We start from the raw sequence: 12,480 nt of genomic DNA, 5'->3' as shown, positions 1-12,480 counted from the left end.
GTATTCTCCTTGCATTCTATAATTCAGTCAGACGCACGTCAGCCATCGACACAAAGCCTATATCATTGTTCTGTGTCAGTCGGCAATGCTGGTCTGAGAGAACCAGCACGAGTTCGGAGTAGGGTCGCGTCCCAGCTTCCTTACTTCGGCGGTTAGCATATGGTACTAACGTGCAGACTGGTCGCTCACCACCCCTACCCACCTCTCCCCACTTGCGAAGATCGACAGTTAATACAGCGAGAGTGCCCCGAGGCTTGACCTCGGGGGCGAATCGCGTACGCTTTATCGTCCAACCGCCCGTTTCTTTATGTGTGATGGGCCACGCGGCCCGATTGAGCGTAAGTACGGGATTTGCACAAAATCTCGGCGTTCGAAACGGCGCGTACCGGTACGCCTATCGAGCACGATAGGCAGAGGATGGGCCGAATCGTCCCAGCGCGGGAGAACGTCTGTGAAGTCTGGAACCGCTCTGTCCTCCGGGATGGAAGTTCCGACGCCGAAGCAGGAAGCCTCGGGGCTTGACCCCGAGGTAGTTCACACAGCATCAGACGGTTTCTCTCCTATACCAGCGACGGTTGCCACGGCGCCTGCTTGCGGTTTTTCATTCGTCATCCGGTATGCGATGTCACTTCCTCATTAGCGTTAAGCGGAAGTGGACACCCCCCGGGACCCCCGAATCAATCCGTGCGCAGTTCGTGAAGCTAATGTATCGATTCGAGGCTCTTGCTGTGAGGGTTGCAAAGATTTCCGAAGGGCACCGCCATTACATTGGATTGGGTTGACAACACTACAAGAGGAGTTTCAGTCTATAGAAGATATTTACCGTCGAAGAGACTGCTTGTCGCTATGAATCGTCGATGGTCGCGTCGTACACTCCTCCACCTTACCGGAATCGCCGCTGTCCCACTCGCTGGATGTTCAGCGGTAGGGCGCAATAAGAATGGCCAACCACTCACCGAGCTGTATGATAATGATCTGAATGTTTTCGGCGATTCGATCACGTACGAACACGATCAGATACGGCTTTCAGGCCCAGATCAGCCAGTAACTCTCGGTGATTCCGTCGAATTTACCATCACAAACACGAGTACGACCGAAATCACGCTCGGATGTCATAATCCGTGGACGCTTCAACAGCGGGCAAACGGTCGTTGGCGCGAGGTGCTTTGGACAACAAGTGACGGAGTCCCCCTATGTGCGTTCACCCTTCCTCCTAGCAAATCCTATACTGAGAAGGTTACGCTGACACACTCTGCACTCGAAACGCTAAGTGAGACCGAGACGGTTCAATACGAACTGACCGCTGGGCTTTATCGGTTCGTGATCCTCGGAACCAACCCCTTCTTGGCAACCGACTTCCATGTACAATTGACTCGGTGAAAATACACGCTCTCTATTCAGCACGAAGCCGATTTTCTGCTCCATAACCTCATAAGTGGAAGTGAACCTACCACGGGGGTACCAACTCAATACATGTCCGATGGCTTCTGTATAATATTTTTTTGTGTTTCACTTTCACCCGATTCCACTCGCACTTTTTCCACAGGACAAGAACGAGATGTATGGTCACATATCCGTTCTCCCCACTTCGAATTGACACACCTCTCCAAACTCAGTCAGCGGTTGGATTGTGGATTACCGGAACCAACCTCGTCGTTAGTCTCGTGAACTACCCCGCCCTGAAGGGCGGGGCTTCCTGCTTCTACGACACGCTTTTGTACGACGGTGTGTCGCACAGGGAGCGCAGTCTCCACAGACGTTCGGTTCGGACCGTCCCCTTCCTACCTGTTCGACGGTCCCGTTGGCGTGACTTGGTGACTGCGCATCCGTGTTCTTGATTTGAACGCAGAACCACGCGCCGACTGTCTTACTACCCCGTTCAAATACAGCAGTAGGAAGGCTTTGGCGTTCGGTGAAAGTAACTCAAAGACGGTGCTGTATCTCCGCCCTAACGGGCGAGGTTTTAGCGCCTGCATTAAGTATAAAACCAACAGATGGGTGGAGTGCAAGGGAACAGAGACGCCTCATTAATCACGAACGGGGGTGGAATCGAACCACCGGGGCCACGTCGTCTACGGTGGCCGCCATCAACTATGCGAGACCCGACGCGTGTCGATGGTGCTTCTACCAACAAGCAACCCGTTCTCGCCCGGAACCCTCGGGAAAGTGGCAACGTGGGAAGCGGCGGAGTATCCCACGCGCCCTATGGATTGATCCAGTCGTAACGCGACGTGCTTTGCTGTGGTCGAGCGTCCACCGTCGGGCACCACGTTCAGTGCGACGCTCGCATTTACCCCAATGGCCGCCGTGGGCATTGTTATGCGGGGCCTGAAAGTGAAATAAAAGTAACGAGACGGCATCTCACTCCCAAAATCTTCCCTTGTGTTGTGGTCTCAACCACGGATTTCGGGGGCGCTATCGTGTTACTCTCAGTGTGAAGTACATGAACGGTTGGGACTGCTTAACAGTGAACTGAGAGTTGTATAGTCGGAGGTAGTCATAAAAGCCATCAAACTATTTGTGGCAGTTGCCGTCATCACCAGCATCGCCGTTGGTGGGGTTGCCGCGCAAGAGCAAGAAAATGAGTTCGAGCAGGATGCTGAGGCCGAGGTCGAGCAGTACCAAGACGTCGAACAGCCGCAACACCGCGTCTGCGGCATAGCAGACATTCCTCTCGTTGCTCGAATACAAGTGTGAACGCGAAGGAACGCACTTCGTCGCGGTTGACCCACGAAACACGACAAAGGAATGTGCGTCCTGCGGCGTTTCGACTGACAAGCCGTCATGGGTCCGTGAACATTCCTGTCCTGCCTGCGGATTTGAGGCTGACAGGGACGCGAACGCGGCGTGGAACATTCTTTCTCGCGGCCTCAACGATGTAGGAGTGGGATACTCCGAATCAGCGCCTGTGAAGACTGCGCTCCCTGTGGATACACCTGTATCTGCAAAGCGCGTCGTAGAAGCAGAAAGCCCTACACTCAAGGAGCGAACGGCTTCAGCCGTGAGCGAGTAGGGTAGGGTAGTTCACGAGATCGATATAGCAATATTCGATGGATAGATGCCTTATTCTTCAACCAATAGGAAGTAGAGATCTATCACGTGTCGTGAGCATCATGACGAGCAGTCTGGATAGAATCTGCAACCTCCTCAGCGTCGTGTTTCTCGAGGACTAATCTGAACATAGCTTCGTATGCTTCCAGTCGGCTCACCTCCGAGTAACCAGCGAGCTTGCTGTAGGCCCGTGCATCCTCAAGGAGATCAGTTACTTCTTGCCACGTCTCATCTAAGGCCGCGACTGTATGTTGGTTTGACCGATAGTCAGTGTCATACGCTGGCGTTCGTTCTGGGTCAAGGTCGTTATCTTTACTAGTGCTATTATCGCTAACATTGTCATCAGTGTCAGCATCGGATTCAGTATCGCTAGAGACATCATTAGATGGATCACCTAGATCGAACATATCGTCAGTCATTGCTGGAGCCCTCCGTTTTCGACGATTTGTGCGAGATCATCGAAGTACTGGAGTTGATCACAGTCAGGATCATATACTGAGATTGGACAGCGATCGCGATAGGCGCGTGTAAACGCAGCCCGATGGCGAAGTGGAATAGTAGGAGGTTTTCGTTCTCCGTTGTCAATTGCTTCCCAAACTTCCTCTTTGACCCGGGCAAACGACGGAATATGTGCGTCTAGTACCTCTTGAGTATTCATCCCCTCAGGCAGAGTGCCAGCGTCAATATCAGCACCATGACCAGCTTCAAGATACGCTGCAAACCGTTCGCTCGTGTTCATAGATTCGAGAAGTTCACGATCCGTCGTCTCTTGGTCGAGGCGTTGCTGAAGATCATTGGGGACAACTGCCAGAATCTCAACATTCATATACTCACGAAGCGGGCCGATAAGCTTCGACGTTGTCTGTCGAATACCATTGAGAGCTTCTGCGGCTGGTGCCAACGGAATAATAACATTTCTTGATGCAACAAGTGCATTGTTTGTAAGTTTGTTCCGACTTCCGGCAAGATCCATGATGATATAGTCGTACTCATCTTCGAGCAATGGATCGACAAACTGAGTCTTGAGCTGCTCATCACTTCGGATTACTTCATCTCTACTGAGATCCTTATTAACGGCCTCGAGGTTTTGTGCGGGCACAATATCGAATCCGTATCCAGTCTCTTCAATGAGCTCAGAAGGGTCGCTCTCACCAAGCAAAACATCGCGAAAATCGAGGCCATCAGTTGATCGGTTATAGAATCCTAGTCCGGTCGACAAATGGCCCTCTGGATCTAAGTCGAGGAGCAGTGTTCGATTATTTCGTCTTGCCAACGCATCACTGAGTGCATTTGCAATAGTCGATTTTCCGAAACCACCCTTTAAGACTTGGAGTGCGACAGCCCGAGATTCTCGAGTCATATACACTTGCTCATACTGAAACATGGTAAAATTGTCTACATTGGTTTCGGTGAGAGCAATCCTAACAATGAGAACAATGATAAAACTGGCAGCATTGAACCCGTCACTGTTTCAAATATAGTTAAAATCATCAATGGATTCCTCTGTTGTGAATGGTGATCAAATAGGAGATTGCTAGAAGGGATCTCTGCCTGGATGTAACTTCTAGTTTGTATAAAATGACAACGTCGCATTGACATCAATACTACGCATTGTTAGCAATGAAAACAGCGACACTATTGATGTAATTAGGAAATGACAACAGATTGATTATAGTGACTCGAAAGCGGTAAATAATCGCCTAAAAATTTTCCGATGTTTTTATAATATAATTATTGGAAATTTATTAAACAAGGTTTTTGTCGGTAGTATGGAATTGTGGACTTGAATCTCTCCACCGTCATTACTACTGGAACTCAGTGAGCACTATCCATCAATTACTAATTCTATTTGGAAAGGTTTTTCAGAAATATAAATGAGGCTTTAGTCAGCGTGTGAAGCGATAGCTTCGACATCCTCCTCCCTCATGATCGTCGCAAGACCGTCACTTAGTGCGAGTACTGCTAATTGGTGGTCACTTTTCGAGTGGTGAATAGAAGTGGGTCTTGTATTTTGGGATTCATAAGCAGGTATATCAACTGGGAAGTTAGTTTGTTGATTGAATTTATTACGTACTTCTGTAAGCAGTCCATGCAGGTGAATGAGTTCTTGTTTCTTCATCTTAAAAAGTTCTACAAACTCAAGCACCATAGTTTTTCCTTGAGTCACATTCTCAAACACGGCCGTTCGTTAGAGGGAATATCTTTTTTTTTAATTAAACTGTTGCTATGATCCTTAAGAAGAAACCGCATTTTTACAGAGGAAGTAATCCAATCAAGAATAAACAAGAGTGATGACTACTGCTTTCTGCTCGTCATCCAAGTAAGATTCAAGGAGTCTTATAGCACTGAAGTGAGGATGGGTGAGAGTATTAGCTTGAAGAGGGGAAAACATCACTATTAACAGCTCAAATCACCTCCTGACGACTAACGCCGCCGACAAATTACACGAAATAAAATGAAGAACTTAATTACGACTGTTTTTCGAGGAGCGTGCGAACTTGCTCTGCACGCTCGTTGTTTGTGAGGAATTTCTTGAACCGCCAATTGAACGAGTCAAGGAGGACATTGACTCCATCATCTGTGATCGCGTACTCATTTGTGCGTTTATCTAGTTCACTCTTTTCGACCAATCCTTGCTCGATGAGAGTGTCTAAGTTAGGATATAGCCGACCGTGGTTCACTTCCACATCGTAGTAATCTTCTAGCTCACGCTTTACTGCGAGGCCATACCGAGATTCCTCGGCGAGAACTAGTAGGACATTTTGCTGGAAGGCAGTTAGGTCACGAGCAGTTTCTGTTTCGGTGATGGTTTGTGCCTCTGACATGGGCGTCTAATGTGATATGGACTGACAGTGGATATAAAACTTCCTAATTGGAACAATATTTACGGCTTATGTTACAAATATTATCTAGCGACTATAATCGGGTTGCAGAAAATGGTATATCAAGGGGAGATTTTTGTGAGGAAAGTAAACAATCCCTCGTACGTACATTAAATTGAATATAGGGATTTTACGTCCGGACTAAGTGATTTAGAAGCAGAACGAAAATCTGCGATAAGTATAATTATTCGAATATTATAGCCCAAATAGAGGCAATACTATTGAAGACGGATGAGAAGGCCGAGTTGACATGGTTCCACACGCTGGCAACCACGTCTGTGGTCATAATGGGACGGGAACCAGTGAGAAAGGACGTGAAGGCATACCTAGCTCACGAGGAAACGTATAAATGTAATTTCATTAATTCAAACGTCTTCGTTGATTTCAGATGCTAAGCCCTCTCCCTCAAGGAATGAACCCCATGAGCGGGTAGAACAGTGTAGTTCACATGCTAAAGCATGTCAATTCGGAATACCGCAATACTGTATTCAACTTCGCATATGTTGACTTTATTCTATAAAAAGTATCATAATTTTCCCATTCGCTACCTTCTAGTCGCCCGCTTCGCTCTTTGAGAAGTATACTCCTGTATGAAATTGAAGATCAAGCAATATCTAGAGGATATTTAAATGATCAGTGGATTCCGAGTGCTTCGATTTGTTCTTGGTACCGGTTACGAATGGTGACCTCAGTCACTTGCGCGACATCGGCAACCTCACGTTGAGTCTTTTTCTCATTACAAAGAAGCGATGCAGCATAGATAGCGGCGGCGGCGTAACCTGTCGGAGATTTACCTGAGAGCAGACCTTGTTCTGCTGTTGTATCGATTATTTCATTCGCCTTTGACTGCACCTCCTCACTAACGCTAAGGTCAGAGCAGAATCGAGGTACATACTGTTTTGGATCAACAGGCTTCATCTCAAGGCCAAGTTCCTGCGAGATATATCGGTACGTTCGACCAATCTCTTTTTGGTTCACTCGAGATACCTCCGCTACTTCTTCGAGACTCCGCGGAATGCCTTCTTGTCGACAGGCAGCGTAGAGCGTGCTTGTTGCAACACCCTCAATAGAGCGCCCTCGAATTAGGTCTTCTGAGAGTGCTCGACGATAGATGACCGATGCGACTTCGCGAACGGATCGGGGAACACCGAGTGCAGAAGCCATCCGGTCAATTTCAGAGAGGGCAAACTGTAGGTTTCGCTCGCCCGCGTCTTTCGTTCGGATGCGCTCCTGCCATTTGCGCAGCCGGTGCATTTGACTCCGCTTTTCCGACGAGAGCGACCGACCGTATGCGTCTTGATTCTTCCAGTCAATGGTGGTCGTCAACCCCTTATCGTGCATCGTTTGCGTGGTAGGCGCACCCACGCGTGATTTGCTCTGTCGCTCACTGTGGTTAAATGCACGCCACTCTGGTCCGCGGTCTACATGGTCTTCTTCAACCACCAATCCGCAGTCGTCACAGACCAGCTCTGATTGGTCTGCACTGTTCACGAGGTTTTTCGACCCACACTCGGGACACCCCTGTACTGCCTCCTCCTCAGTTTCGGTTTGCTCCGCACGGCGCTCCCGTTGGCGAGTGGACCGTTTCATCAATGCTCTATACTCACAGGAAACATTTAAACCCCCGGATGGAAGGGCACGTTTCGAACTATAGTCAAAATCGAGAATAAAAAGTCCGGAAGTCAAAGCAGTCTTCGCATTTCTGATTTTGAGAGGTTTTATTAATACATAAGATGTATTTATAAAAGGAGAAAAGAACTGGCCAAGGCTGAAGTTCAATCTAGATCTTGCAACTGTCTATTTTACATCGCACTGTAGTTCAGTATCTTACAAGACTACCAATCACGTAAGGGTTTTCTAAAGTGAATCCCGATATATTATCGACTATTATTTCATGGAGTAATATTAGAATGAGCGAAAATTGCTCCTAAAGAGGGACTTCGAATTGCGTATTTCAAAGAAAGTCTACGTTCGTTAACTGGGACTTATGCCGATCAGTCAGTTACTTCAACAGGTTCTTTTTCGTCGACATACTGTGCCTCCCACTCGTGGCGTGCTTCAATTTCACGCTGTCCGCGTCGAGTGAGCGTGTAGTAGTTTGTCCGACGATCAACTTGACCCTTCTCGACTAGTCCTTTGTCGACTAGTGTGTCGAGATTAGGATAGAGACGACCGTGGTGGATGTCCTTCTCATAATAATCCTCCAGTTCTTCTTTAATGGCGAGGCCATGTGGTTCATCCAATCCGTTGATGACGTACAGCAGATCTCGTTGGAAGCCAGTCAAGTCGTACATATCCGTCTCTATGTTATGTCTACATGGTATTAGTTAAGTGTATTATAATGATATTAAACTGATAGGATGTCGGCCTATTATTCGCATTGGATCTATTATCCCATCATTTCTTCTAATAGTAGTTAATTTTTTCACGGCCATTCTCAGACGATGAAGAAAGAAATCGGCCCAAGATAATATACTCATTGAGCAAGTTAATTACCCTCATGAAAAAGCAAGAGCTGATCCACCTACACGGACTACTCGCAGAGATCAAAACACGCTATGAAACTCAGAACGACCGAACGTTGGATTGTGCCGATTATGAGGCAACTGGAGTTCGCCCTACGTCGATTCACCGCTCCAAAACTGATCACCAAGAGGCAGTATTTAAACTTTTGAACGAAATTACAGATTCGATGGAAGAAGATACACTCACTCCAACTCCTAACTGACGGTTAACACCAATGAGGTGGCTCATTGGATAATTGAAGGCTAATTTCACTCAAGCGAATTGCAAGGGTTCCTAGTAGAATAACTGTGTGAGTGTTACTAAAACGAATATAGCTACTATAAACCCACCTATGGCGGCAGCTGGAAGCGTTTCAAGCAGAGGAACACCAAGCTCTGAGCCCCCAAGGAGGATGGCACTAAGTAGCGATGCACTGAGGTAATATATTTCCCAACGTATGGCTGTATCGCCTTCATCATAAGAGTCGTTAGAGTCAGTATTTGAAACATCGAGGTAGCGGTCAAGTTGATTCGCAAGATACGTGCGCTCAACGGTACCACGATTCTGATCGTACTTAATGACACCTTCCTTGTCGAGCTTTGGGAGATGTGACTGATAAAGTGCAATGTACACGCGCTGGCGTTGATTCGAGGTTAGCGCCTGTAACGTTGTATTATTTTCCCACGCCGCTACCTGCTCGGCAAGACTTCGCATCTCTACAGATCCATCGTTCTCTTTTAAATACTGAAGGACATAACGTCGACGTGGCGTCTGGAGAAGGTGGAATATCTCATCCTTTGAAAGCTCGTAGTTGATACTCCCTCCTTCTTGATCTTCTGCTGTAGTAGCCTTCTCAGCATCGTTATAGTGATCCTCAACAGCACTCATGACTAATAGAATTATTCACCAATTAAGTATAAATCGATTGCGGTTTTTCTTTTTATTGTGGAGGAATGTACTGAAATGCGACCAATTATCATCCCTATAAGGATGATAACGCTCACCTTCCCTAAATTCCATTATATAACACATCTGTCGTTGTTGCGGAGAATAAGATAGAAAAGAATGGAAGAACATCACCTCTGCGCTATTTGCTCTTCCGAATAAAATAGAAAAGCTTTCCCATGATATCGTGAATAATCATTTTCGTTTTCCTATGAATTTCCTTCAGAGTATGAGATTCATCAAGGTTTTAGGATTTTAACCACAACATAGTAATTAAGAGGGGGACATATAGAGACGGTTGCCTAGCGCGGAGGCATGGTACAATATCCGGCCGTGAGGTTAGTAGCGCTCATGACTGACTTCCTCTCACGTTTTTCACCTTTCAGCAAACGACATTAGGTTTTATGCGCATTACTACTATCTATTACGCTAATTTTCACCAGCTTGTTTAAGATTCCGAAATCGAAGGGTGGAGATTTCTTTAGAGGAACGTAGAGTCATTATAAGGGAATGGGGGAGAAATTTTCATGCTTCAAACGGAGACTTATAGGCTTCTGGTTCAGACCCATTCAAGAATACGAGGTTTCCGCGACCAACTTGTACACGCGTGATCTCCTCATTCTCTTCCATCTTCGTGAGTTTCCTGCTGACGGTCGATTTTGACCATGATGTTTCCGCCGTGATGTCTGCCTGTTTCATCCGACCCCCGTACTGGATGAGAAGCGAGCGGATACGTTCTTCGTCGGTGAGCATCTCCTCGTCCGCGAGATTTCCGACCGGGGCCCGTTCGTCCGACTCCGGCTTGCCGTCCGTCTCCGGTTCGACCGTCATTTCGGTGTCGGATACCGACTCAGTTCCCGCTTCGGTTTCGCCCGTCGTCGAGCGGTCGAACAGTCCGGACAGTATTGTTCGTATCGACGATAGGGGTCCGTCCGACGGATACTCCATATCGTCTGAGACGTCCGATTCGTCGGATTCGTCGGATTCTGTCGTTCGTTCACTCGATGTGTACGCCGGTGTCATCGTCCACTCGGCACCTTCTTCGGAAATTTCGACGATGACATCGAACAGCGTTTTGAGGGTATTGATGGTCTCCGGATCGTGGATGTCGGGATCCATCTGGAAGTAGCCGACCGCCCCGGCGGCTTGTACTCGGTGTGTGAGAATGTGGAGATACCGGAATGCAGTGTCGAAATCGACGTATTCGAGGAGGACGGTCAGGGTCTGTACCGATACGATCGGTTGTGTCTCGCTAGCAGTCCACTCTTCCAGATGACTGCTCAGCGGCACGATTATCTCCATCGGATCCGTCGGGTCGACGACCGCCGTCGCTACGCTGTCGGGCGTCTGCTCCTCGTACGCATCGGGCTGAGCCATACCGCTCGCGTGGATGAACTGCGTCTCTTGGGGGGGCGTTCTAACGCTCGTTTGCCAATCTTCGATCCACTGGTCGGGTGGTTGCGTGTACGTGACGGCTGCGAGGCTCATATCTTCCGGCGGCGTCGAAGCGACGAGCTCCATATGTGTCCTATTGCCATCGGGCGTGAGAGGCGCGAGCACGAGGACGTTCGACGCACCTTGGAGTCCTTCTTTCAATTTCCGGACGTTCATTTGTATTCCACTCTAGATAAATTTCAATACGGTAACATCAGAGACGTTAGTTTGTTTATCCAGTACGATGTGACTAAACATTAATGTTATTCTCCTTGTCTCGTTTCCGATTCCCACTCCGGATACCCTCGACGGATTCGAACTTGCGCTTGTCTCGGGGCGTTCACTTGTCCCCGTTTCGGGTCGTTTGACTTCGCCGTTCCGATTTTTGTTGTCGGATTTCGTGACCGTTCCGAGCGATGTCTCTGATGCTGACACACGACTACCTCGCCGTTTTTCGTTCGAGGAGCTTGGTTCATACCTGCCCTGAGTTGTCCATAACTCGCGTTCGTAGTAAGCCATACGTCAGCTTACTGTAAAGGCAGTGAGTGAGCATTACCATCGTTTATTTTCTACTTAGTTGTGAAAAAACATTGCCTTGCTAACGCAAGCACCACCGGCCGGTCGAGGTATGTTGAAGATTCACATGCCCGCGCCGAAGTATCACGGCGTCACGCGGTCGTCGGCCACGATCCGTTCTATCTTTACTCTACTCTCCGAACGTCTCGTAACTCTGGAGCACCGCCCGACCATTTCCGTCGGCTTGGAAATATCTTCTACCGAAACGTTTTTAGTAAAAACGAGCACATTTAGCTATTAGTTGTAGCACAAGGCCGTTATCGTTCATGAAACATCCGTTCGTGAGACAGATTCGGAGGAACGACCGATGTACGAATCAGATCGATACATTTGATATGGCGAGGGTAATGAAACTTAACGTAGCCAATGTTTAACGAGTCCACCGTTCTCATCGTCGATGACGAACATGCGATTACCGACCTGCATGCCCGGTGGCTCGAGGACTCCTACGATATCCGGACAGCGTACAGCGGGACGGAGGCGCTCGAGGAGATAAATGACGCTGTCGATATCGTACTCCTCGACAGGCGTATGCCTGATCTATCCGGTCAAGAGGTACTAGACGAAATCCGCGAGCGAGAACTCAACTGCCGGGTTGCGATGGTGACCGCGGTCGAACCGGACTTCGATATCCTCGAACTCGGTTTCGATGCATACATCTGTAAGCCGGTTTCCGATCCGGAGGAACTCCGAGATGTCGTCGCGTCGCTCGAAACCCGTTCGTCATACGATTCGCAGGTACAGAAACTACTCGCGCTCTCCTCGAAGAAGGCGGCTCTGGAAGGCCGAAAAGATCCGGAGAAACTTGACGAGAACGAGGAGTACACTGCCCTCGAAACGGAGTTAGCGTCACTTCGAGAGGAGCTGTCCGCCGTGACGATGAACCTCAACGTCGACGACCTGCGCGCGGAGTTCCACGGCCGGAACACCGCCGCGTCGAAGTTGATACGGTCGTCGAAGGACGACGAACCGGAGACGTAACTCCTCGCCCCGATCCGATTCGTGTTTGGTTATCCGATAGAAATATGAGTTGCGGTCGTAAATTCGGTACGAGAAGGATTCAATCCCACGAACGATAGGTCGATAT

General features: G+C 48.4%; 11 protein-coding genes and 1 pseudogene. 4 read left to right on the top strand and 8 right to left on the bottom strand.

From position 1 onward, the window contains the following. Positions 1 to 846: 846 nt before the first annotated feature. Both LIW51_RS39525 and LIW51_RS27860 read left to right on the top strand, forming a co-directional pair. Positions 847 to 1,380 (top strand): immunoglobulin-like domain-containing protein, encoded by a 534-nt coding sequence (locus tag LIW51_RS39525; protein ID WP_368411876.1) that lies wholly within the window; start codon positions 847 to 849, stop codon positions 1,378 to 1,380. Between the two features lie 1,249 nt (positions 1,381 to 2,629). Further along, a pseudogene (locus tag LIW51_RS27860) lies at positions 2,630 to 3,013 on the top strand (RNA-guided endonuclease InsQ/TnpB family protein); the annotation flags it as partial. An 82-nt stretch (positions 3,014 to 3,095) separates the two neighbouring features. On the opposite strand, the gene LIW51_RS27855 reads toward LIW51_RS27860, so the two are convergent. From LIW51_RS27855 to LIW51_RS27830, 6 genes are all read right to left on the bottom strand, one after another. Further along, the gene (locus LIW51_RS27855) at positions 3,096 to 3,470 is read right to left on the bottom strand and encodes a DUF7970 domain-containing protein (protein ID WP_227379276.1); all 375 of its coding nucleotides are present in this window, start codon (positions 3,468 to 3,470) and stop codon (positions 3,096 to 3,098) included. Beyond that, positions 3,467 to 4,411: a ParA family protein gene (locus LIW51_RS27850; protein ID WP_227379275.1), complete on the bottom strand. Its 945-nt coding sequence runs from the start codon at positions 4,409 to 4,411 to the stop codon at positions 3,467 to 3,469. The genes LIW51_RS27855 and LIW51_RS27850 overlap by 4 nt, the downstream gene beginning before the upstream one ends. A gap of 522 nt (positions 4,412 to 4,933) precedes the next feature. Next, positions 4,934 to 5,170: a UPF0058 family protein gene (locus LIW51_RS27845; RefSeq protein WP_227379486.1), complete on the bottom strand. Its 237-nt coding sequence runs from the start codon at positions 5,168 to 5,170 to the stop codon at positions 4,934 to 4,936. 349 nt (positions 5,171 to 5,519) lie between these two features. After that, complete coding sequence (locus LIW51_RS27840) at positions 5,520 to 5,876, bottom strand: PadR family transcriptional regulator (RefSeq protein ID WP_227379274.1); 357 nt, start codon at positions 5,874 to 5,876, stop codon at positions 5,520 to 5,522. Positions 5,877 to 6,566: 690 nt separating this feature from the next. Further along, positions 6,567 to 7,523 (bottom strand): transcription initiation factor IIB, encoded by a 957-nt coding sequence (locus tag LIW51_RS27835; protein WP_227379273.1) that lies wholly within the window; start codon positions 7,521 to 7,523, stop codon positions 6,567 to 6,569. Positions 7,524 to 7,927: 404 nt separating this feature from the next. Continuing rightward, a complete protein-coding gene (locus LIW51_RS27830) occupies positions 7,928 to 8,227 on the bottom strand; it encodes a PadR family transcriptional regulator (RefSeq protein ID WP_227357637.1) in 300 nt (99 codons plus the stop codon). A 206-nt stretch (positions 8,228 to 8,433) separates the two neighbouring features. Here LIW51_RS27830 and LIW51_RS27825 point away from each other — a divergent pair, with 206 nt between their 5' ends. Continuing rightward, positions 8,434 to 8,661: a UPF0058 family protein gene (locus tag LIW51_RS27825; protein WP_227379272.1), complete on the top strand. Its 228-nt coding sequence runs from the start codon at positions 8,434 to 8,436 to the stop codon at positions 8,659 to 8,661. A 71-nt stretch (positions 8,662 to 8,732) separates the two neighbouring features. Here LIW51_RS27825 and LIW51_RS27820 read toward each other — a convergent pair whose 3' ends face one another. Both LIW51_RS27820 and LIW51_RS27815 read right to left on the bottom strand, forming a co-directional pair. Beyond that, positions 8,733 to 9,326 (bottom strand): DUF7344 domain-containing protein, encoded by a 594-nt coding sequence (locus LIW51_RS27820; RefSeq protein ID WP_227379271.1) that lies wholly within the window; start codon positions 9,324 to 9,326, stop codon positions 8,733 to 8,735. 582 nt (positions 9,327 to 9,908) lie between these two features. Next, positions 9,909 to 10,994 carry a helix-turn-helix transcriptional regulator gene (locus LIW51_RS27815; protein WP_227379270.1) on the bottom strand — a complete coding sequence of 362 codons (1,086 nt, stop codon included), beginning with the start codon at positions 10,992 to 10,994 and terminating at the stop codon, positions 9,909 to 9,911. Between the two features lie 765 nt (positions 10,995 to 11,759). Here LIW51_RS27815 and LIW51_RS27810 point away from each other — a divergent pair. Beyond that, complete coding sequence (locus tag LIW51_RS27810; protein WP_227379269.1) at positions 11,760 to 12,374, top strand: response regulator transcription factor; 615 nt, start codon at positions 11,760 to 11,762, stop codon at positions 12,372 to 12,374. Positions 12,375 to 12,480: the final 106 nt, after the last annotated feature.

It is taken from the genome of Haladaptatus halobius, from assembly GCF_020618475.1.
GTDB classification, from domain to species: Archaea; Halobacteriota; Halobacteria; order Halobacteriales; family Haladaptataceae; genus Haladaptatus; species Haladaptatus halobius.
This window is presented reverse-complemented; position numbering and strand designations above follow the sequence as displayed.